This window comes from Neobacillus sp. GCM10027624, from assembly GCF_042675345.1.
GTDB classification, from domain to species: Bacteria; Bacillota; Bacilli; order Bacillales; family Cytobacillaceae; genus Neobacillus; species Neobacillus cucumis_D.
Genome location: NZ_JBHTHD010000002.1, coordinates 846,606 through 866,324, shown reverse-complemented (window position 1 = coordinate 866,324; position 19,719 = coordinate 846,606). Strand labels below are relative to the sequence as shown.

General features: G+C 38.9%; 25 protein-coding genes and 1 pseudogene. 14 read left to right on the top strand and 12 right to left on the bottom strand.

Going from position 1 to position 19,719, the window contains the following annotated elements:
- Nucleotides 1-9 precede the first annotated feature (9 nt).
- The 8 genes from gvpJ (at nt 10) to ACFQZ9_RS04325 (ending at nt 3,945) form a co-directional block, all read left to right on the top strand.
- Complete coding sequence (gene gvpJ, locus ACFQZ9_RS04360; RefSeq protein WP_498942465.1) at nt 10-243, top strand: gas vesicle protein GvpJ; 234 nt, start codon at nt 10-12, stop codon at nt 241-243.
- Between the two features lie 89 nt (nt 244-332).
- On the top strand, nt 333-1,223 hold the full coding sequence (gvpN, locus tag ACFQZ9_RS04355) for a gas vesicle protein GvpN (protein ID WP_498942464.1): 891 nt from the start codon (nt 333-335) through the stop codon (nt 1,221-1,223).
- Nucleotides 1,220-1,978 (top strand): GvpL/GvpF family gas vesicle protein, encoded by a 759-nt coding sequence (locus tag ACFQZ9_RS04350; RefSeq protein WP_498942463.1) that lies wholly within the window; start codon nt 1,220-1,222, stop codon nt 1,976-1,978. Before gvpN ends, ACFQZ9_RS04350 begins: the two co-directional genes overlap by 4 nt.
- Complete coding sequence (locus ACFQZ9_RS04345) at nt 1,975-2,208, top strand: gas vesicle protein GvpG (RefSeq protein WP_498942462.1); 234 nt, start codon at nt 1,975-1,977, stop codon at nt 2,206-2,208. Before ACFQZ9_RS04350 ends, ACFQZ9_RS04345 begins: the two co-directional genes overlap by 4 nt.
- Nucleotides 2,209-2,238: 30 nt before the next feature.
- A complete protein-coding gene (locus tag ACFQZ9_RS04340; RefSeq protein WP_498942461.1) occupies nt 2,239-3,069 on the top strand; it encodes a GvpL/GvpF family gas vesicle protein in 831 nt (276 codons plus the stop codon).
- Complete coding sequence (locus ACFQZ9_RS04335; RefSeq protein WP_498942460.1) at nt 3,069-3,308, top strand: gas vesicle protein; 240 nt, start codon at nt 3,069-3,071, stop codon at nt 3,306-3,308. Before ACFQZ9_RS04340 ends, ACFQZ9_RS04335 begins: the two co-directional genes overlap by 1 nt.
- A complete protein-coding gene (locus ACFQZ9_RS04330; RefSeq protein ID WP_498942459.1) occupies nt 3,280-3,543 on the top strand; it encodes a gas vesicle protein K in 264 nt (87 codons plus the stop codon). Before ACFQZ9_RS04335 ends, ACFQZ9_RS04330 begins: the two co-directional genes overlap by 29 nt.
- 21 nt (nt 3,544-3,564) lie before the next feature.
- Nucleotides 3,565-3,945: a gas vesicle protein gene (locus ACFQZ9_RS04325; RefSeq protein ID WP_498942458.1), complete on the top strand. Its 381-nt coding sequence runs from the start codon at nt 3,565-3,567 to the stop codon at nt 3,943-3,945.
- Between the two features lie 243 nt (nt 3,946-4,188).
- On the opposite strand, the gene ACFQZ9_RS04320 is transcribed toward ACFQZ9_RS04325, so the two are convergent.
- From ACFQZ9_RS04320 to ACFQZ9_RS04305, 4 genes are all read right to left on the bottom strand, one after another.
- Nucleotides 4,189-4,596, bottom strand: coding sequence for a hypothetical protein (locus ACFQZ9_RS04320; RefSeq protein WP_498942457.1), 408 nt, complete (start codon nt 4,594-4,596; stop codon nt 4,189-4,191).
- Between the two features lie 197 nt (nt 4,597-4,793).
- A complete protein-coding gene (locus ACFQZ9_RS04315; protein WP_498942456.1) occupies nt 4,794-4,943 on the bottom strand; it encodes a hypothetical protein in 150 nt (49 codons plus the stop codon).
- 207 nt (nt 4,944-5,150) lie between these two features.
- Nucleotides 5,151-5,897, bottom strand: a complete 747-nt coding sequence (tgl, locus tag ACFQZ9_RS04310; protein ID WP_498942455.1) for a spore coat transglutaminase TGL — start codon at nt 5,895-5,897, stop codon at nt 5,151-5,153.
- A gap of 245 nt (nt 5,898-6,142) precedes the next feature.
- The gene (locus tag ACFQZ9_RS04305; protein ID WP_498942454.1) at nt 6,143-7,123 is read right to left on the bottom strand and encodes a CgeB family protein; all 981 of its coding nucleotides are present in this window, start codon (nt 7,121-7,123) and stop codon (nt 6,143-6,145) included.
- A 200-nt stretch (nt 7,124-7,323) separates the two neighbouring features.
- Here ACFQZ9_RS04305 and ACFQZ9_RS04300 point away from each other — a divergent pair.
- Nucleotides 7,324-7,653: pseudogene (locus ACFQZ9_RS04300) on the top strand (polysaccharide deacetylase family protein); the annotation flags it as partial.
- 24 nt (nt 7,654-7,677) lie between these two features.
- Complete coding sequence (locus ACFQZ9_RS04295; protein WP_498942453.1) at nt 7,678-7,950, top strand: polysaccharide deacetylase family protein; 273 nt, start codon at nt 7,678-7,680, stop codon at nt 7,948-7,950.
- Between the two features lie 74 nt (nt 7,951-8,024).
- On the opposite strand, the gene ACFQZ9_RS04290 is transcribed toward ACFQZ9_RS04295, so the two are convergent.
- The 3 genes from ACFQZ9_RS04290 to ACFQZ9_RS04280 form a co-directional block, all read right to left on the bottom strand.
- Nucleotides 8,025-8,243 (bottom strand): hypothetical protein, encoded by a 219-nt coding sequence (locus tag ACFQZ9_RS04290; RefSeq protein WP_498942452.1) that lies wholly within the window; start codon nt 8,241-8,243, stop codon nt 8,025-8,027.
- Nucleotides 8,244-8,422: 179 nt separating this feature from the next.
- Entirely contained in the window at nt 8,423-9,493 is a 1,071-nt protein-coding gene (locus ACFQZ9_RS04285; RefSeq protein ID WP_498942451.1) for a glycosyltransferase, read from the bottom strand.
- A 58-nt stretch (nt 9,494-9,551) separates the two neighbouring features.
- Complete coding sequence (locus tag ACFQZ9_RS04280; RefSeq protein ID WP_498942450.1) at nt 9,552-9,953, bottom strand: hypothetical protein; 402 nt, start codon at nt 9,951-9,953, stop codon at nt 9,552-9,554.
- Nucleotides 9,954-10,287: 334 nt separating this feature from the next.
- Between ACFQZ9_RS04280 and ACFQZ9_RS04275 the strand changes: the two genes are divergently transcribed.
- From ACFQZ9_RS04275 to ACFQZ9_RS04265, 3 genes are all read left to right on the top strand, one after another.
- Nucleotides 10,288-10,530 carry a glutaredoxin family protein gene (locus ACFQZ9_RS04275; protein ID WP_498942449.1) on the top strand — a complete coding sequence of 81 codons (243 nt, stop codon included), beginning with the start codon at nt 10,288-10,290 and terminating at the stop codon, nt 10,528-10,530.
- Nucleotides 10,531-11,102: 572 nt separating this feature from the next.
- Nucleotides 11,103-12,029 (top strand): alpha/beta hydrolase, encoded by a 927-nt coding sequence (gene lipP1 / locus ACFQZ9_RS04270; RefSeq protein ID WP_498942448.1) that lies wholly within the window; start codon nt 11,103-11,105, stop codon nt 12,027-12,029.
- A 123-nt stretch (nt 12,030-12,152) separates the two neighbouring features.
- A complete protein-coding gene (locus ACFQZ9_RS04265) occupies nt 12,153-13,520 on the top strand; it encodes an MATE family efflux transporter (RefSeq protein ID WP_498942447.1) in 1,368 nt (455 codons plus the stop codon).
- 110 nt (nt 13,521-13,630) lie between these two features.
- Here ACFQZ9_RS04265 and ACFQZ9_RS04260 read toward each other — a convergent pair whose 3' ends face one another.
- From ACFQZ9_RS04260 to ACFQZ9_RS04250, 3 genes are all read right to left on the bottom strand, one after another.
- A complete protein-coding gene (locus ACFQZ9_RS04260) occupies nt 13,631-14,530 on the bottom strand; it encodes a DMT family transporter (protein WP_498942446.1) in 900 nt (299 codons plus the stop codon).
- A gap of 123 nt (nt 14,531-14,653) precedes the next feature.
- A complete protein-coding gene (locus ACFQZ9_RS04255) occupies nt 14,654-15,388 on the bottom strand; it encodes a metallophosphoesterase family protein (protein ID WP_498942445.1) in 735 nt (244 codons plus the stop codon).
- A 254-nt stretch (nt 15,389-15,642) separates the two neighbouring features.
- A complete protein-coding gene (locus ACFQZ9_RS04250) occupies nt 15,643-15,936 on the bottom strand; it encodes a hypothetical protein (protein WP_198309985.1) in 294 nt (97 codons plus the stop codon).
- 244 nt (nt 15,937-16,180) lie between these two features.
- Here ACFQZ9_RS04250 and chrA point away from each other — a divergent pair, with 244 nt between their 5' ends.
- Nucleotides 16,181-17,371 (top strand): chromate transporter, encoded by a 1,191-nt coding sequence (gene chrA, locus ACFQZ9_RS04245; protein WP_498942444.1) that lies wholly within the window; start codon nt 16,181-16,183, stop codon nt 17,369-17,371.
- 104 nt (nt 17,372-17,475) lie between these two features.
- Here chrA and ACFQZ9_RS04240 read toward each other — a convergent pair whose 3' ends face one another.
- Both ACFQZ9_RS04240 and ACFQZ9_RS04235 read right to left on the bottom strand, forming a co-directional pair.
- Nucleotides 17,476-18,393 carry an MBL fold metallo-hydrolase gene (locus tag ACFQZ9_RS04240; RefSeq protein ID WP_498942443.1) on the bottom strand — a complete coding sequence of 306 codons (918 nt, stop codon included), beginning with the start codon at nt 18,391-18,393 and terminating at the stop codon, nt 17,476-17,478.
- A 147-nt stretch (nt 18,394-18,540) separates the two neighbouring features.
- Nucleotides 18,541-19,620 (bottom strand): AbrB family transcriptional regulator, encoded by a 1,080-nt coding sequence (locus tag ACFQZ9_RS04235; RefSeq protein ID WP_498942603.1) that lies wholly within the window; start codon nt 19,618-19,620, stop codon nt 18,541-18,543.
- Nucleotides 19,621-19,719 lie beyond the last annotated feature (99 nt).

The following is a 19,719-nucleotide window of genomic DNA, read 5'->3' as shown; positions in this document are numbered from 1 at the left end:
GGGGATTGAATGGCTGCTATTCAAAAAAGTGTAGACTCCTCAAGCTTAGCTGAGGTTGTTGACCGTATATTAGATAAAGGTGTGGTTATTGACCTATGGATCCGTGTCTCATTAGTTGGTATTGAACTCCTTACAATTGATGGCCGTATTGTCATTGCCAGTGTTGATACATGGTTAAAATATGCAGAAGCTGTGGGACTCCTTCATCTTCACCATCATGAGGATGAATCTTCATCGGAGTAATGGCTGCACATTTTATAGCTATAGGAGGGCCAAGGCAGTTTTTTGCCTTGGCTTCTTCATTGAAGTTAAATAGGTTAGGAGGAATGATGATGAAGGAAGAAGAGACAGGTGAATTTATAAAAACGGCATTCTTTGAAGACATAATTATGAGAACCCTGCAATACTTACAAGCAGGCTTTCCGGTGCATTTTGTTGGTCCTTCAGGAGTGGGAAAGACCAGCCTGGCACTATTTATTGCAAAGCAATTAAATAGGCCCGTTACGGTTATACGGGGCCACCATGAGTTATCAAATAAAGATTTATTAGGTCAATACTACGGTGTATCCAAGAATGAAGTAGTAGATAACTATATCCATTCTGTTTATAAAGTAAAACAAGAAATTAAACCGCTTTGGGCAAATGGCCAATTAGTGGAAGCTGTTAAAAATGGCCATATTGTCATTTACGATGAATTTTCACGTTCCCTCCCTGAAACGAATAATATATTTCTAGCACTTTTAGAGGAAAAAGTTCTCCCCTTGTATGGAAAGGGAAAAGAATCATTCATAAAATGTCATCCCAATTTTTCCATCATTTTTACAAGTAACCCCGATGAATATGCAGGGACTTTTCAAACTCAGGATGCCCTTATGGATCGACTAATTACGATTGCCTTGGATCTTTGCGATAAAGAAACAGAAATGGAAATACTCCGGCAAAAAGGTAAGTTGAATGATAACGAAGCGGATATAGTCTACGGACTTGTTTCAAGATTAAGAAAAAATGGCAACGGCTACTCTCCGAGTTTACGGTCTTCGCTAATGGTTGCAACCATTGCGAAAAAGGCAAACATCCAAATCCAACCGGAAAATAAACACTTTCAAGCACTTTGTCTAGATGTATTAACAAGGCCGGTAAAACAAATGAACACGGAGTTGGATCGGTCCTCTGTTCAAAAATTAATTTTAAAAGAATTATTGGGAAAGGAACAAACATCATGAGCACACAAGGCGGAATCTATGTTTTTTGTGCGATACCTGAAAGAAATCCAAAGCAATTTGGGACCGTTTTTTTAAACGGAGAGGAAAGTAAAGTTTACACGATTCATCATAAGCAGGTTGCGATAGTCGTTGCCAAGGTAAATGATGAAGTTTTACCAGACCGGAAAAATTTATTTGCCCATCAAAATAAAATATCGGAAGTAATGAAGGAATATTGCTTGATCCCATTCAGCTTCGGAAATGTATTTCATGCAGAGGAGGATGTCCTTCTAATCTGCCAACACTTGACAGAGGAATTTGAAAAACTATTCTCATTATTGGAAAACAAAATTGAGGTTGGATTAAAAATCTTCCCTAAGCAGGAATGGATTGAGCAGGAAATGAAAAAAGATTCGGTTTTAATTGAATGGAAAAAAGCGGAGAAGAATCTTTCAAACCCTGCCGCTTTTTATGATCAAATTCAATTAGGGGAACGGGCACAAAATTTTGTATTACTTTTGCAAGAAGAAGTGGAGAAAAAAATTTACGAACCATTAAGTGAAATAGCAGAAGCAGGTAAACTAAATAACACCATTCCAGGGAAAGTATTTTTAAATGCTGCATTTTTAGTTGACCTTACCAATGAAAAAGCATTTGATCAAAAAGTGAATGACTTGTATGAGTTGTGGAAAGAAAAAGTAGATTTTAAATACACGGGCCCATGGCCAGTCTATAATTTTGTCAATATTCGCTTAAGGATAGAGGGGAATTCATGATCCATAAATTATTTTCATTGCCATTTCGCTCGATCATAAAACTTGGTGAAAAAATTCAAGAAGAGGTGGACCAAGAACTTTATAATATTCCGTACTTGCAACAACAGCTGGTTGAATTGCATATGATGTACGAAATGGGCGAGTTGGATGAAGAAACCTATACCGTTAAGGAAGAGGAACTGCTAGGCAGATATAAAATAGCCAAAGAACGTGAGAAAAATGGGCTATAAATAGAACAATTGTTTTTTGGAGGAGGAAGTATGACAAATACAAAGCTTGAAACAGAATTCCTATATGTATATGGGATTATTTTAACAGAGGAACTTCCTACAACAGAGGTTCCTTCAATTTTGGGCATTGATCAAAAAATGACTGGGCTATTAACAGTCAAGGATGTAACTGCTGTTACTACTTCAGTAAATTCTAACGATTTTTCGCAACAACAAATTGAGCTCAAATTAAAAGATGCTGAATGGTTGAAGGAAAAAGCTTTTCATCATCATGAGATTATTTCTGCTCTTCATCAATATTATACAATCCTTCCAATGTCCTTTTGCACCATTTTTCAGAATGAAGTAAATTTGGAAAGTATGTTAACCAATCAATATGATGAAGTTCTTCAAAAATTACTTAACCTTAAAGATAAGCAAGAGTGGAATGTGAAAATGTTTTGTAACGCAGAGAAAGCCCTATCGTATATAATTCGCAAAAATCCCGCAGTGGTTGAATTAAGGGAAAAACTTACTTCGATGCCGAAGGGCAAACAATTTTTAATGAAGAAGAAGCTAGAGCACTTGATCACCTCGGAAGTAGAAATCGAACAATCAAAATGGTGGCAGCGACTAAATGAACAATTATCATCGGTCATTGCGGGAACCAATCTGCGTTCGAATTGGGGAAAAGAGGTAACGGAAAGAAAGGAGGACATGATTGTAAACAGTGACTTTTTGATAGGAAAAAATAAAACGGAGCCATTTTTAGAAAAAATAAAGGAATTAGAAAAATTATTCGAAGCTGTAGGCTGCTCTCTCCATGTTACCGGACCATGGCCTCCTTATCATTTTTCGAAAGAAGATAAGGAGAGTTTGTAATGGAGCGCTACCATCCATTAGAAAATAAAGAAATGACACTGTTAGATCTCCTGGACGGGATTATCGATACAGGAGTGGTGGTCAGGGGAGAAATATTAATCTCGATTGCGAATATCGATTTAATTGTTGTCGATTTGAAGCTGTTGATCTCATCGATCGAAAGTGCCTTTGGGACGAAAGAGCGAAAAACAGTGGGGGAGGCATTAACCGATGGAACGATTACCACTGGACTCAAATAAGGTAGAGCAAGGTTTGGCGAAATTAGTTTTAACCATCATTGAGCTGCTTCGCCAGTTAATGGAGCGGCAGGCAATGAGAAGGGTGGAAAGTGATTCTCTTTCGGATGAACAATTAGAGGAATTAGGCTTAACTTTAATGAGACTGGAAGAAAAAATGCAGGAATTAAAAATTGTTTTTGGCTTAGAGAATGAAGATCTCAATATAGAATTGGGTCCTTTAGGAAAATTGTTGTAAAAAGCGGATAGGAGAGATTTTATGCCCGTTCAACATACGTCCCAATCAACAAATTTACTGGAAGTCTTGGAAAAAATACTGGATAAGGGAGTGGTCATCGCCGGTGATATTAAAATTTCACTGGCTGATGTCGACCTACTTACAATAAAAATTAGACTGCTTGTTGCCTCAGTTGATAAGGCAAGAGAAATCGGAATGGATTGGTGGTCGAATGATCCATATTATTCTTCAAAAGCCAAGTTAGTCGAAAAAGAAAATACCCTTTTACTGGAAAGAATCAATCGATTAGAACGGTTGGTTGAGACTAAGGGCTTGCTGCAGGAAATGCCGGAAAGTGTAATAGAACGTCCATTGGAGGAACTAGAGATTGAGGCACCAAAGCAAAAGGAAGGAACGCCGTAGAGTCTTGAAAATCCGCCACTTTCACAGGGTGAGATAATAAAAACAGCTGAGCCGGAGGAAAAATCGCTCCCGGGGGATCTTTTTACACAAGAAGTCCATGGTCATGAATTAAGGTTTGTAAAGAAATCGGAGAAGAAAAAACCTCCAGGAAAACCATAAATGAAGTATAACGATTTAGGTGGTAGCTTCATGCTGCTCCTTTTTAAAAGGAAAAACCTTGATTTCTCAAGGTTTACTATGGAATCATTTCTTTTTTGAATCCTTATCCGATTTTAAGATGTATTCAATTAACATTTTATTGTGTTCTTTATACTCATTTAATTGGGCTTTTATGTCTGCTATTTCATTGGAAAGTTTTTCAAGTTGCGAAGTGATTACACTAAGTTCGGTTTTCTCTAGACTTGGAGCTGAATCATCTTGCATCGGTTTACTCGTATCATTGACTGAATTAGCAACTGCATCATTTGTAAACAAACTGCTTGCTACCTTCATTAGCGAATTCATTGTATTTGGATTTTGCATTAAGCTCCCAGCCAAATTCATTAAGGCATCATTGTTACTGTTTGGTTGTAAAGTATTATTAAATAAGCCCCCTAGATCAAGATTGTCTCCCAATATAGATTTGTTTTTTTTGTTTTGATTTTCACTCATTATTTTGTCACCCTTTTCTAAATAGTTCTTACACGGTTTGAAGTGAATCCTGAAAGTATTTATCATTTAAAAGAAAGTACTTGGAATCCTCTTATTCCAAACATTAAAAGGAACTTAGAAGATTATTTAAAGTAATCTTCTAAGTTCTCATGCATATACCTTAAAAAACTTATCGTGAGTAAACTGTTAGAATTCGATTAGCATTGGTCAGCAATTGCATTAAATGCGTGACTAAACGAACTTGTATCAACGCCTAAAATTCCACCGACAAATAGTGCAAGAGCTAATAAAATGATCACAAGTAGGACACCTAAGCAAGTAAGAAGATTGGAAAGTAGTGATGGCATTTAGTATTCCCCCCTTCCCGAAATGAAGTATTGTAAGTGGCCCCTTACGAAAATATATTATGCTAGAATAATGGACAAGCATGGACGAATGTCACAAGTTTGGAAAAATAGGTTGTCCATTTATTAAAAATAGTCAGTCAGCCAGGGAGTTGGTGAAAAATAAGTAGGGAATGGCCACCTGAATCTAGCCATTCCTGTGTTATGAACTTAATTTTGTAATGTTAATAAAAATAGTGACCGATAAACAGGCCGTGTAATCTGTCTCATAAGATAAGCGGATTCCTCAGGATCGGGCTTTCTTTTTGTGTTTAAAAATTTAATAATTGTGCTGGCATTTCGAATTCCGACACCATGGCCATAATACTTGTCATCACCAAAATAAATCACGTTTTCAGCACGCCAGTGGGGCTGCTTTGGATCGAAATCCGGATTATTGAAGTGGAGAACATCACCAGGGATAAAGTCATCTCCGTCCTTTGGAAAGACGGGGAGGTCTTCATCAAATTGCCAATCGAATAAATATAACCTTTTAAAATAAAGATTAAATAACTCCGGTCCAATCGTATAGAGGGTTGCAATATAGAGAACGATTGCGATCGCAGTTGAGCACTCAAATGCATAAAGTTTCCCATTTTTTAAAATATCAAGGATTGCAGTTGAAGGGGCTGTGCCACCCCTTAACAAGAACCCTCCGTTTGGCAAACGCTGCCAATACTTTTTATTCGGAAAAGAATAAGTGAAGGTGGTAAACTTTACTCCGCTTTTATTCATCTGGCTTGCTGCTTTCAACGTGTTTTCCCTATATTGCAGCTCAAATTTCAATTCATCTAACGACTGATACTCGTACGTCACCGATAACGCTGCCATATGTTTCACAATGGCCCGCTGTTCTTTATCTTTAATCAATTTGTTAAGATCCTCAGACTTAACAATCTGCCCATTTACCCTAATCATAAAACATCCCCGCCTCACACATCTTCCATTCCTAAAACATATGAAACTTAAACGGGATTCGTGCATCTATGTAAAATCATTCACATAGATGCCCGTCACATAAGAAAGACAATTCGCAGAAAATGTCCACCGGGAGTGGACATTTTCTAGGAACTGCCTCGATAGTCTTTTATGTCCGTGTGGAGTGGACAAAATTTGCCTTTTGTCCACGGACGGTGCCTGTCACCTGTCATATATTGTCACCCTCATTTTATAATGTACTCATTTTTGAGAGTTTTGATGGCTTGTTTAGCGCGGTTCTTATAAGAGTGTGGGGAGACAGTTTTAAGGGCGTTTTCGCTGATGGCCTTACATTCTTCCGGGTGTTTTAAATAGTGTCGGACTAATTCAAGGGTTTGTTCTGGACTTGAAGATACGATCAGGTCTTCTCCCGGGGTAAATAATTCTCTGACTCCATCGGTATCCGAGGTGAGAAAAAATCCTCCGGATGCCAAAATTTCATAGGTTCTTTGCGTTACCTGTGATTTATAGTTTTGCGGCCCAATAATAATTTGCGCAGAATTATACACCTTATAAGCATCCTTATATGGTAAATACCCATGAATCCAATTCTTTGGTATGCTTACCCCAAGAATATCACCCATTTTATCCCAATCCTTCCCCCAGAAGTCAATCCGAATATTTTCTTCCAATAACGGTTTGATGAGAGTTGTAAGTGATTGGTTTCGAAAGTGTTGAGGGGACTGTTTCAGTACTTCAGGATAAGCATTTGCGACAACAGCAATCGAATATTTAGTATCATAATTGGAACTAGGATAATGGATGCTGGGTTCGTAGCCAAAATCTAAATGTCCTGCGCGAATTCCTAGCTTTTTATAAAAGTTTACTAGTGGCTCACTTAATGTAAACACAAAGTCCGGTTTCATTCGTAAAATAAGTGGTAGGGAAAAATCCAGCGTAAAATGGGGGTCTTCAACAGCCCAATAAATATGGGGGATACCGGAAGCCTTTATTTGTTTCGCGATCAAATCCTGCTTCCAAACATTATCATTTTCTTCCCCCCATCCTTCAGAAAAAATAAGATCCGGTTTAAAGTGTGAGATTAAACGAGGAATAGTATTCTCACTTATTTTCCCAGAAACTAAAACTTTATGTCCAGCCTCCTTAAATCCGTTGGCCAAGCCATACATTAATAATTCATTACTATCTATAAAAAGAATTCTCAAGTCCGTTACACCGCCTTATTTTTCTATCATTATATGTAGATTGGACAAACAGGGGACGGCATTCGTGGAAAGTTTCACGGAATGGGTGAAATCCACCAAACAAATTCTGACTATTAACATATAGTAATCATGACGAAGGGAGAAACGATGGGGTTCGACCTTCCATTTTCATCAACTCTTAAAAAGAGGAGGGAAATAAAATCGAACAAACAAGTAAAAAAAGATATGTCGCCTTAACATTTGATGATGGGCCATCGGAATACACTCCTCATATACTAAGGATCCTAAAATATTACCGAGTAAAAGCAACCTTTTTTATTGTAGGAAAGAATGTTACACAAAGTCAGCACCAAATCCTAAAACAATTAATCTCAAATGGAAATGTTCTTGGTAACCATACTTGGAACCATCCGAATATTACGAAACTAAGCCAAAAGAAGTTAACCGAAGAAATTGAAAGCACGAATCAAGTAATAAAAAAAATCACGAATCAGGAAGTACAAATCTTCCGTCCGCCTTATGGAGAAATAACCGAAGAGAGCGAAGGAACCGTCTTGGGACTAGGACTAATTCCCGTTCTTTGGGATTTAGATACATTGGATTGGAATCTTTCCATACAGGAGCCAATTGAGGAGCGTGTATCAAGGCAAATCCAGCGGGATCATATTATTCTGATGCACGATGGAGGTGGGCGAAGAGAAAAGACAGTCGAAGCACTGCCGAAAATCATCGAATATCTAAAAAACCAAGATTACGAATTTTTGACCATACCTGACTATTTTAGAAAGGTTTTTCATTTAGAACTTGGTTCTTCCAAAAAGCATTAAATATTCTTATACAAAAAATGGCTATGAGTGTCTGCTCTAGCCATTTTTCATTTTAATTCACTTGAATTTTCCAATCAGGAAAAAGCAAGATAAATGATATACACAAGAATTGCTGCAATTGCGATGATATAGGTTAAAAAAACAGGATTAAGCAAAATAGGATGTCTTTGAATATTTTCGTGTATTTCTTCATCATATTCACTATTACTAGTGCTGAATGCTTTACCCGTTTTAAAAGTATAAATTAACCCAGCCACCATGATTATTACTATTATCGCCAAAATATATATCATAAGAATCCCACCTTTCATCTTATTTTTTGAAAAAAGGTGTTTTTTATTCAATTGAAAAAAATTCATGAGGGCAATTTGGTTCGAAAAGATAGGATGGAAGGAGGGATCTAAGGGTATTTTATATAAAAAAGTACATGGATATCAACCTGTACTTTTGCATTGTTAAAAAATGAAATAGTTTATTTTTTTATAAAATTTTTTAAAATAGTTCTATTTTTTAAAATTAAATCGTGCTCTGGATTGTAAGTTCTTGCAATTTCAATATGCTCTAAAGCCTTTTGGTAATCTCCTAAGTGGGAGTAGCAAACGCTAAGCTGAAGATGGGGTATCCAGGAAGAGCAGGCATGATTAGTTATTCCGCCCGTATCGATCGCTGGTAATTGAGTGGCGAATTGAAACCAATGGACCGCTATTTCTGGGCAATTGATTTGTAAAAAGAAAAATCCTAATCGGCAGCAGGATTCGGCACGAGGAGGACCGAATTTTAATGCGTTTAAAGCACTGTGAATGGCGGTGTCCATTTTTCCTAATGCGGCATAACATTCAGCAATGCGGCCATGTGCTTGGATTACATCCTCAATCCAGCATTTTTCACATTTTAAAAATTTTTGATAATAGTGGATGGCACTTTTGTATTGTTGATGGTCATAGAGCTCGTTTGCATAATAGTATAAATCTCTTGGAGAAAACGATGCTCCATTTTTATAACGTTGTTCGTAAATTCGCAGGTTTCGATCACTGTTCTTATGTGCTCTTTTATGCGTAACAGCAATATCGCTGTGAATCATTTTTCCTCGGACTTCAAGAAATTCATGAACAGCACCCTGCCATTTAAATTGATTTTCCCTTTTCACCATTCTGACCTGCCTTAGACTCACAAGGACGTTACCTGACTCGTCAAAGCCGGCAAGATATTTCATGGTTACAGCATCAATGTCGGGCGTTATGGAATGCTTCAATTGCTCAAGTTTTATAGATTCATCCTCACTAAAAACATCGTCGGCATCCATGGTAAGAATATAATCCATTTGAGCATGGCTGAAAGCGAAATTACGTGCAGCGGAGAAATCATCCACCCATTGAAAATGATAGATTTTAGACCCATAGTGTTTAGCGATTTCTATTGTCTGATCGTTTGAACCAGTATCAACAATGATGATCTCATCGACAATATTTTTAACAGAATCCAAACAGCGGCCAAGTGTTTTTTCTTCGTTTTTGACAATCATACACAAACTAAGGGAAATCATTTGTTTCTCCTCCAAAAATCTACCTGCATCTTATTAAAAGAATGCAGGCAGATTCATCCTAGTTTTCTGGATCAATATACTTGTTATATAAGGACCTTACCCATTGAATGGAATCCACTGATCCGTTCGCATCAGCTGGTGCAGACCCTCCAGTAGTGCCAGTGGTACCTGTAGTGCCTGTTGTACCAGTAATTCCTGTAAGCCCAGTCAAACCTGTAATACCAGTTAACCCAGTAAGTCCAGTTAGCCCAGTTAGCCCAGTAAGTCCAGTTAATCCAGTTAAACCAGTTAACCCTGTTAATCCTGTTAATCCTGTTAATCCTGTTAATCCTGTTAATCCAGTAAGCCCTGTCACACCAGTTAAACCGCCAGGACCCTTCATTCCGCCTAAAGGTGGAAGAGGTTTAGGTTGCTTGCGGAGTCGATGTTTCGGACCACGTTTTGGTGGCTTTGGTGGCAAATTCGTCACCTCCAATAAGTAGAGTATTATAATCTATTAAATTGTGAGACAAGTTGTTCTAGGTCAAACACCATTAAGAAAAAATTTTTGTTTTCACTCCCGTAACAGCTTGCCTCCCTAAATCCATGATATTAACCAACACCTTAATTGGTGTTGAATTTTAAACGAATCCGACAAAATATGCGATTGTCATAAGAGGACAAAAGAGAAAGTGACAGGCACCGTTCGTGGACAAATTGGTGATTTTGTCCGTGTGGGGTGTACATTGGTTGGTGTATCTATATCTATCATTCTAAAACTGATATAATCTTTAAAAAAAGGGGAGAAAAATTCAATGAACAAGCAAGTCATCGTTTATACAACCAACGATTGTATTGAATGCACTATGGTTAAACAAGTTCTTACTCAAGAAGGAATTCCTTTTGAAATGAGGGATATATCAACCAATGCAAAATTCCAAGAAGAAGTGGAGAAATACGGCTTTCTTGGTGTTCCAGTAACCGTCGTTGGAAATCGTGCAGTTAAAGGCTTTACTAATGAATTGAAGGAATTAATTGAGATAGCGAAAGGGATGTAAAAGCGCCGGCCGGGGTGCTTTTTTTTATAAAAAGGCTATGTTGTTGATTTTTAAAATAAAGTTGATTGGAGCGGAAGGTGCGAAGACTCCTGTGGGAGTACGGGGTAGGGGAGACCCCGCAGGAGCAAAGCGATGAGGAGGCTCCCCAGACCGCCCACGAACCGCTTTCGCCTGTAGCGGAAATCAACAACTAAGTACAACGGTGCCCATATTAAAATAAATGCCAACTTTTAAAATAACCGTTATGATTACTTTCAACTTCACATTATTAAAAGTTAATTTACAATAAGGAGTCATATAGACAAAGAGACGTTGGCATCGGCTAGCGTCTCTTCTGCTTAAATTGCACTTTGTTGATACTCTTAGAAAATATGTTGATATATTCTAAGAATGTGTCGATATCCTAATAAAATATGTTGATATACTTTAAATTTGTGTAGAAAAATTCCAAAAATATGTCGATAAACTTTCATTTTTATCATCAAAAATCTATTTCAGAAAAGGTTTAGGCTCAGGACACCACGAATATATTTTTATAACGGTTTTTTTATCGAAAAAGGAGGTTGGTTGGAATGGTTTTGAATCCGAAAATGAAGTATTTTATCGAAAACTTATTACCAAAATACCCTGAGGGATATACGCCGACACTTGAAGATATCCGTGCCCGCGTCAGTACAGTTCCTCCTGGAAGTGTTGATATGGTTCATCATGTATACGACCGCACCATATCTGGGCCCGAAAGTGACATTCCAATTCGAATTTACACACCGGAAGGAGATGGACCTTTTCCAATTGTTGTTTATTTCCATGGCGGAGGCTTTGTATACGGTGGCTTGGAAAGTCATGATGCCGTTTGCCGCAGCATTGTGAAAGCATCACAGCATGTTCTAGTTTCGGTTGATTACCGCTTGGCTCCGGAAAACCCATTCCCGGCCGCACCAAATGATTGCTTCGCTGCAGCCAAATGGGTATATCAAAACGCAGTGGAATTGAATGGCGACCCCACTAAACTATCAGTAGCGGGTGACAGTGCCGGAGGAAATTTAGCCACGGTCGTTGCCTTGATGGCAATTGAAAAAGGTGGACTAAAAATCTCAAAACAAGTGCTGCTTTATCCAGTTGTCGACCATTACCAGCCTGAAAAATATGCCTCCTACATAGAAAACGGCAGCGATTATTTTTTAACCACCGATGCAATGGCCTTATTCAGCAAGCTTTATGTTCAATCCGAGAAATACGCGGAAGATTTCCATGCTGCACCGATAACATCCCCGGATCTGAGCGGTCTGCCGCCTGCCTTCATTATTACCGCCGAGTTTGATCCGCTTAGGGATGAAGGGGAGTTGTATGGGGCAATGCTCCGAGAAGCTGGAGTATCGGCAGTGGTCCGAAGGGAAAAAGGACTCATTCATGGCTTTTTTAATCTCTTCAGCTTAATCGATTCGAAGGAAGACATCTCAGACGTCTATGAGGCGATAGGAGAATTTTTAAATAAATAAATTGATAAAAATCGTCCTTTATTGTGCGGGGACGATTTTTTAATTCTTTTTTCCACCAAATAACTGTAAAATAATCATGGCATTACCTTCTTCATGGAAGAGTTTTTAGATAGGAGTACAATCATGAGGCAAACTTTTACTTTAACAGAAAAAACAAAGCAAATTATTATTCTATTGGTTCCAATTTTAATTACTCAGCTTGGAATGTTTTCCATGGTGTTCTTTAATACGATTATGTCTGGAAAATACAGTTCGTCTGATCTTGCCGGTGTGGCCATTGGTTCCTCGATATGGAATCCAATTTTTACAGGGTTAAGCAGTATCCTGCTTGCCGTCTCGCCGATTGCAGCTCAAAGATATGGTGAAAGGAAAACTAAAGAGGTATCCTCGAGTGTGAAACACGGTATTTATCTATCCCTAATAATAGGTGTACTAGTCCTAATTCTTGGTGCCATTTTTTTAGATATCATTCTCGATCTAATGAATTTGCAGGAGAGTGTTCGGAAACCTGCCTTTGAGTATTTGGTGGGATTAAGTTTTGGAATTATTCCTCTTTTTCTCTTCAATGTTTTACGGTCGTTTATTTATGCACTTGGGAAAACACGTGTTGTGATGGTAATTCTACTATTATCTCTACCTATCAATTTCTTTTTAAATTATGTGTTGATTTTTGGGTATTGGGGATTCCCAGAGCTTGGGGGAGGTGGGGCCGGTTATGCAACCTCGATTACGTATTGGTTTATTGCCGCAATGACGGTGTTTATTATTAAAACGCAGGCGCCATTTTCCACTTATCAAGTGTTTAACCATTTAAAAGAATTCTCTTGGTCTGAATGCAGGGAAATTTTAAAAATCGGCGTGCCGATGGGGCTGTCTACCTTTTTTGAGACGAGTATGTTTGCAGTGGTAACCATCCTGCTCAGTAAATTCAGCGTTACTACGATCGCAGCTTACCAATCTGCGTTAAACATCGTCTCATTCCTTTATATGATTCCAATCAGTATTTCAATGGCGCAAACCGTATTAGTTGGTTTCGAGGTTGGCTCGGGCCGCAATAAGGATGCGAAGCACTACAGCTGGTTAGGAGTTTTTTTAGCTGTCTTAATGGCACTGGTTACAGGACTATTGGTTGTAACTTTCCGCTATGATGTTTCGGGATTTTATTCGAATGAACGGGCCGTCATCAATTTAACCGCTCATTTTCTCATTTTCGCCTTATTTTTCCAAATGAGTGATGCCATACAGGCAACGGCACAGGCAGCGTTAAGAGGCTATAAAGATGTGAATCTTGCATTTATTATGACTTTAATCGCTTACTGGCTCATTTGTCTTCCGGTCGGTTATGGGTTGGCGAATTTTACAGACATGGGAGCGGCTGGTTATTGGATTGGCTTAACAGTAGGGCTTCTTTCGGCGGGAATTGCATTATCACTTCGTTTGATTTATATCCAGAGGCGCAAATTTGCTAGTGTCGAGGTTCGTGAAAATTAAGTATAAAGCAAAAAAGCGGTGAAATGGATTCACCACTTTTTTGTCAGCCCTTCTAGGTTGCTTCAGTCCTGCACATGTCGTGGCTGACCAAGGCGCTTCCACTTTTCATACTAAGCCGCTTTCTTTTGTTCAATTGGTCTTTGTCTTTGCTGTTGAATCAAGAAACAAAACACACCGAACAGAACAAGAGCCCCGCCAAAAATCTGCCAGCCAGCAAGAGTTTCTCCTAAAAATAACATGGATAAGGCAGTTGCCCCGACAGGCTCCCCTAAGATGCTCATTGAAATGGTGGTTGCATTGACATAGTTTAATAGCCAATTGAAAATTACATTTGCTAAATTTGGTATAACAGCAAGTAAAACAAAGATTCCCCATTCACGTGCACTGTAGCCGCCAAGCGGGATTCCTGATACGAGGTTGTAAAAGGCTAAAAAAATCGCAGCGATCCCAAAAACAGAAAAGCTATAGATCCAGTGGGAGACCTTTTTAACGACTCTTTGTCCGATTAAAAGGTACATAACAACCGCAATTACACTTAGAAATGAAAGGAAGTCACCGGTTATTGCTTTTTGACTTAAGGCGAAGTCTCCCCAGCCGACCATAATGGCTCCAATTACGGCGATACCCATCATTAAAATTCTTGAGAGGGTGGTTCTTTCTTTAAAAAGAAAAAAGCCGCCAATTAATGCAATAATCGGTTGTAATGCAAGAATAATCGTCGAACTAGCAACGGTTGTCAGTTTTAAGGACCCAAACCAAAGCGCATAATGCAGGGCTAAAAATAGACCTGAAAAAATCAGAAAATACCATTCTGTTTTTGCTATTTTGCTAAAGTCTCCCCGCTTCCGCCATGCAAACGGTGCAAGCAATAAACAAGCAAGCCCCATCCGATACATGCTTAAAATCGTTGCAGGAGCATGGGACCATTTTACAAAAATTGCAGAAAACGAAATGGCGACAATGGAAAATACTAATGGAAAAACGATGGATCTAGAGTTGGACTGTTTCACTTTTATCCCCTTATCTATCTAAATTATTAGAAAATCGTTCATTAAGAAACAATTATAGAACGTTATACGTTATTCTTCAATAATATTTCGAGTAATAATGAGGAGGGGAGACCCTCCTTGTTATTAATTTTTCAAATGCTGGTTCCCATGAAAAACTTTTAAAATGTAATCAGCATCGGGGACATTTAGACTTTTATAGCCAAGTAAAAATGCTTCATTATCATACGGTACTTCTTTGAAACAAACGTTTGTTGCACCACTTTCCGCTATTGTTAGAATTGCGTAGGGCGCATATGGCTTATGATTACAGCCTAGCGCACCCGGATTTAAATAGAGTCGATCTTTTGTCTTAAAATGATGGATGACATGATGATGTCCAAAACAAACGATAGCTGCTGTCGAGTTTTGATAAAATTCATCCAGTTTTTGATCGGTGGGTTCCTTGTCAACCGATAAAAATTTCTTTTGTTCCTGTAGATGATAGTGAACAAAAAGCAGTTCTATTTCATTGTAATTGGCTTGTAGAGTGGTTGGAATTTCTTTTAGAAAAGAGATGAATTTCGGATCTAACCGCTCTGCCAACCATTGATGATGTTCTCTTTCAGCCCCTCTGCTATAAACTTCTCTTCCAGCAATGACATCGAGAATAGCTTCATCGTGGTTCCCCATAACAAAAGAAATATCGCTTCTTGAGACAAGCAGCTCCAGAACCTCATTGGTTTCATAACCAATCCCGACTAAATCCCCTAAACAGTAAATATGTTCAATTTGAGGATCGCAATCAATATCATCAAAGACCGCCTTTAAAGCAGACTGGTTCCCGTGAATATCCGTGACAATAGCAATTTTCTTATCCATGATCATACACTCCAACTTTTAAAGATAAACCTATTCTAACCCAAAACGGTGACAGGCACCATCGGTGGACAAAACGGTGAAAATGTCCGTGTGGGGTGGACAACGGTTTAATGTTCTTTTAAGTGGATAATCACATCAAGAATATTCCCTTTGTTTTCAATTGGCCCATGTCCGGGAACAGGGCATAATATTAAAGAGCCTGGAAATCTTTCCAAGCTCTAATATCTGTCTATTTAGGTAGGTAATTTTAAACGTTAATTACTCTCATGATGGTGTTCATGTTCATGGTTATCATCGTGTTCCAATTGCGCTTCCATTGGATTAAAGCCAAATGGACCCCTCGGAATCATTTCCACTCGATAAATGGCAACAATTGTCTCAATTCGAATGGCCAAATCCATCGGAACCCCTCTACCCCTGCTATGCAAAATCACCACATCAGAACCTACAGTTTTTAAGCGGCCATTAAAACTCCCTTGAAGAGTAACAACCTCAACCTCTTTCTTTAATAGTTCATGGGCAATTTGATGAAAATTTAAATCAGTCATATCATCAACCTCCTCCTTTCCCCTCTACAGTAAATGCAGATACACAAAAAATGTGTATGAGTAATAGTGGTTAGTGGATTCTGTTAAATTCGTCAATATTCGGGTGGTGACAGGCGCCGCTCGAATATTCTTGTTTCACAATCGAATGTTTCACGAAAAATAAAAGGTTGAAATGTGTAGGGGAGATGATGTAAATATGAATTAATGGATATTGGTTGATGGATAAAAATTATGGGGGGGAATTATGAGTTCAGTTAGAGAAAATAAGGTTCGGTTTTTATTAGAGGTTTTTGGGGTTGCTTTGAAGCTTGGGTTGACTTCGTTTGGTGGTCCGATTGCACATTTGGGTTATTTTCATGAGGAATATGTTCGAAAGAGAAAATGGCTGGATGAGCGCAGTTACGTTGATCTTGTGGCACTGTGCCAGTTTCTCCCCGGCCCTGCAAGCAGTCAGGTAGGGATAGGGATTGGGATGATGAGAGGGGGGATTTTAGGAGGATTTGCCGCTTTTCTCGGTTTTACCCTTCCATCAGTTATTGCACTTATAATTTTTGCTTTTCTCCTAAAAGGATTAAATGTTAATGAAGCTGGGTGGGTACATGGGTTGAAAATTGTTGCAGTTGTCGTGGTAGCCCAGGCAATCATCGGCATGGCGAGGACACTTACACCAGATCTTAAGCGAAAAGCATTAGCTTTAGGAGCTTTAATTGTGAGCTTGCTTATTCCGGCAACCTTTACACAGGTTGGAATTATTCTCATTTCCGCAATAATCGGGTTCCTATTTTTCAAGCATTCAGACATTCAAGTGGACATAGCCATTCCTGTGCCCGTTTCCCGAACACTGGCCTTAGTATGCCTAACATTTTTTTTCGGATTATTACTCCTTTTACCTATACTTCGAGATGTCACAGCATCTCACACACTAGCTCTTTTTGATAGCTTTTATCGTTCAGGAGCGCTGGTTTTTGGCGGGGGACATGTGGTCCTGCCGTTATTAGAAAAAGAATTTGTTCCTCTGGGCTGGATATCCAAGGAAAGCTTTCTAGCCGGATACGGTGCAGCACAGGCAGTGCCTGGACCACTTTTCACGTTCGCCGCCTATTTAGGTGCAGTCATGAATGGCTGGAAGGGGGCACTTATAGCGACAGTGGCCATCTTTTTACCAGCATTTTTATTAGTAATGGGGACGCTGCCGTTTTGGGATCTACTCCGCCGAAACCCGAAATTGAAAGGGGCCATGCTAGCTGTAAATGGGGCGGTAGTGGGGATTCTAATTGCTGCCTTTTATACCCCGATATGGACAAGTGCGATTCAATCGGCAAAAGACTTTGCACTCGGATCCATCTTATTCAGCCTCCTCGTCATTTTGAAATTGCCACCGTGGGTGATTGTACTAGCGGGTGTAACGGGAGGAACGATTTTTTCACTGCTTTAGCCGGGAAGTCAGTGGTTTTCTATTTCCGAGAACCATAATAATGTTATGTAAACTAAATTCAAAAAAATCTGGGCGCATCGAAAGAGCGCCCTTTACTACTCATTTCAAGAATCAAAAATAGTTTCCCCAATTAATAAAACGCGTAACAGTTCCTTTGGTAACTCTCTTTTTTCCCATTCCTTCAACAACCTCTCCAACGCTTCAGGGCCGGTGTCATCTGCTAAACGATAAGCACCGTAATGCATCGGAATGAATCTTTTCGCGTTTAACTCCATAAAAGCTTGAACACTATCCTCGGGTGAGATATGAGATACAGCCATAAACCATTCCGGTTCGTATGCGCCAATCGGCATTAATACCGTATCAACCTCAAATTTTCCGCCTATTTCCTTAAATCCTCTAAAATAACCAGAATCCCCGACAAAATAATGTGATTCTTGTTCATGTTGAAATATCCAGCCGCCCCAATGAGATGTATTGATATCGGAAAGAGTCCTCCGCGTCCAATGCTGGGCTGGAACAAAATGAAGTCTCAGTCCCAGGTACTCAGTACTTTCCCACCATCCCATTTCCTTTACACGTTGAAAGCCTTTTTTGAAAAAACTTTCCCCTAAACCAATGGGAACGAAATAATGCGGATTTCCTTTTAATCTTTTTAAAGTAGGAAAATCCAAATGATCATAATGGCCATGGGAAATGACGACAATATCAATATTCGGCATATCTTCTAAAGAGATACCTGGATCTGTTAGCCGCTTTTGAAAACCCATCCGTTTCGCCCAAACTGGATCTGTTAGGATATTCACTCCATTCATCTGGATTAAAAACGTAGAATGTCCAATCCAAGTGAAGGAGGTCTTGCTGTGATTCTCCTTTAGTTCGTTCACTTTCTTAGTAGGGGATTGCGGGATTTGAACAGTTAGATCCTTTACTTTGCTTCGCCTTTCCTTCATCCACTTCCTCATATCGTTAAAGGACTTTTTGTTTTGCACATCATCCAAATTGCTATATCTTTTTCTCATAAAATCCCCCGCATAAAACGCTTATTTTCATCATTATAGCAAACTTATTTGAAATTAGAGTTTTTAAAGTCAGTTTATTCACCATAATTATATTATGTAAACTAAACATTTTTAAAAAGGTGCCATAATCTTTTATGACACCAAATCTTACAAAGTACGGGCCGTTTTTCTCATGCCTATTTTAAAAAACAGGCGCAATAGCGGGGGAACCGCAAAATAGATAAAAAACAACCGAAATAATTGGAATCCAGTAACCATCGATAAATCAGCATGAACCTCATGGGCAAGGATTCCCATTTGATCCATCCCGCCAGGAGCTACGCTTAAAAAGCTGGTGGATGCTGTAATATGTTCTTGAAAAACGAGCAGGAGGCTTAGGCCTAACGAACCTAAAATCATCACCATCCCGCTTATTAATGCGAGTGTAATCACTCTGGCCTTATGCTGAAGTTTTTCCGGCTTTAATAATAAGCCGATATAACCGCCAATCAAAAATTGAGATAGGTCCAAAATCGATGCAGGCAGTGCAGGACCATGCAAGCCGGAAATATTGACAATTGCCGTTCCTAAAATTGGTCCCAGTAAAAAGGGAGTAGGGAACTTTAGTTTTTTTGCGAGAAATGCACAAATGATACAAAGGATTGCAAGCCAAACAATTGATGTATTGGCAGTTTGGACGGCATGAATCAGGGTCCCAGTAGAGCTAAGAGCTGTACTCCGAAAAAACGGTCCAAAAATCAGAAACGGCACAAAGAAGATAATCATCATGAGCCTTGCAACCTGAAGGAATGTCACCGTTGTAATGTCAATTCCCTTTACTTCTTCGGCAAAGATAATCATTTGTGACAGTCCTCCGGGAATACTTCCTGTCAAAACCGTTGGATAGTCAACACCAGTTAATTTTGAAACCACAAAAGCAATGCCGGCGCAAAATGCAACAAGTAAAACGGTCATTAGCAGCATGGTGGGCAATTGTTTCAAAATCTGAAGAAGCGCACTTGTAGTAAACGATAAACCGATAGAATAACCAACAATAATCAAACCAGCGTTCCGCACCTCACTGGGCCAATACAATTGAATTTTTCCAAATCGAGCACCAATAAATATGGCAACCATCGGCCCGAGAAGCCAAGGAATTGGTGTATGGATAATAGAGAATAAGATGCCACCGATCATAGCTATTATTAGTGAAAGGGAAAAACGAACCTTTTTGCTATTTTTATTCATATTCAAATAAAACCCTTCAATCTATTATAAAAATCAGATGAGATAGTACCATGATACCATAGGAGCTTCGTTTCATATTCTAAAAAGCTCTAGCGTGGG

Excerpts from the sequence above, each read along its gene's own strand:
- gvpJ (WP_498942465.1), top strand. The coding sequence starts at position 10 with ATGGCTGCTATTCAAAAAAGTGTAGACTCCTCAAGCTTAGCTGAGGTT.
- gvpN (WP_498942464.1), top strand. The coding sequence starts at position 333 with ATGAAGGAAGAAGAGACAGGTGAATTTATAAAAACGGCATTCTTTGAA.
- ACFQZ9_RS04350 (WP_498942463.1), top strand. The coding sequence starts at position 1,220 with ATGAGCACACAAGGCGGAATCTATGTTTTTTGTGCGATACCTGAAAGA.
- ACFQZ9_RS04345 (WP_498942462.1), top strand. The coding sequence starts at position 1,975 with ATGATCCATAAATTATTTTCATTGCCATTTCGCTCGATCATAAAACTT.
- ACFQZ9_RS04340 (WP_498942461.1), top strand. The coding sequence starts at position 2,239 with ATGACAAATACAAAGCTTGAAACAGAATTCCTATATGTATATGGGATT.
- ACFQZ9_RS04335 (WP_498942460.1), top strand. The coding sequence starts at position 3,069 with ATGGAGCGCTACCATCCATTAGAAAATAAAGAAATGACACTGTTAGAT.
- ACFQZ9_RS04330 (WP_498942459.1), top strand. The coding sequence starts at position 3,280 with ATGGAACGATTACCACTGGACTCAAATAAGGTAGAGCAAGGTTTGGCG.
- ACFQZ9_RS04325 (WP_498942458.1), top strand. The coding sequence starts at position 3,565 with ATGCCCGTTCAACATACGTCCCAATCAACAAATTTACTGGAAGTCTTG.
- ACFQZ9_RS04320 (WP_498942457.1), bottom strand. The coding sequence starts at position 4,596 with ATGAGTGAAAATCAAAACAAAAAAAACAAATCTATATTGGGAGACAAT.
- ACFQZ9_RS04315 (WP_498942456.1), bottom strand. The coding sequence starts at position 4,943 with ATGCCATCACTACTTTCCAATCTTCTTACTTGCTTAGGTGTCCTACTT.
- tgl (WP_498942455.1), bottom strand. The coding sequence starts at position 5,897 with ATGATTAGGGTAAATGGGCAGATTGTTAAGTCTGAGGATCTTAACAAA.
- ACFQZ9_RS04290 (WP_498942452.1), bottom strand. The coding sequence starts at position 8,243 with ATGATATATATTTTGGCGATAATAGTAATAATCATGGTGGCTGGGTTA.
- ACFQZ9_RS04285 (WP_498942451.1), bottom strand. The coding sequence starts at position 9,493 with ATGATTTCCCTTAGTTTGTGTATGATTGTCAAAAACGAAGAAAAAACA.
- ACFQZ9_RS04275 (WP_498942449.1), top strand. The coding sequence starts at position 10,288 with ATGAACAAGCAAGTCATCGTTTATACAACCAACGATTGTATTGAATGC.
- lipP1 (WP_498942448.1), top strand. The coding sequence starts at position 11,103 with ATGGTTTTGAATCCGAAAATGAAGTATTTTATCGAAAACTTATTACCA.
- ACFQZ9_RS04265 (WP_498942447.1), top strand. The coding sequence starts at position 12,153 with ATGAGGCAAACTTTTACTTTAACAGAAAAAACAAAGCAAATTATTATT.
- ACFQZ9_RS04255 (WP_498942445.1), bottom strand. The coding sequence starts at position 15,388 with ATGGATAAGAAAATTGCTATTGTCACGGATATTCACGGGAACCAGTCT.
- ACFQZ9_RS04250 (WP_198309985.1), bottom strand. The coding sequence starts at position 15,936 with ATGACTGATTTAAATTTTCATCAAATTGCCCATGAACTATTAAAGAAA.
- chrA (WP_498942444.1), top strand. The coding sequence starts at position 16,181 with ATGAGTTCAGTTAGAGAAAATAAGGTTCGGTTTTTATTAGAGGTTTTT.
- ACFQZ9_RS04240 (WP_498942443.1), bottom strand. The coding sequence starts at position 18,393 with ATGAGAAAAAGATATAGCAATTTGGATGATGTGCAAAACAAAAAGTCC.
- ACFQZ9_RS04235 (WP_498942603.1), bottom strand. The coding sequence starts at position 19,620 with ATGAATAAAAATAGCAAAAAGGTTCGTTTTTCCCTTTCACTAATAATA.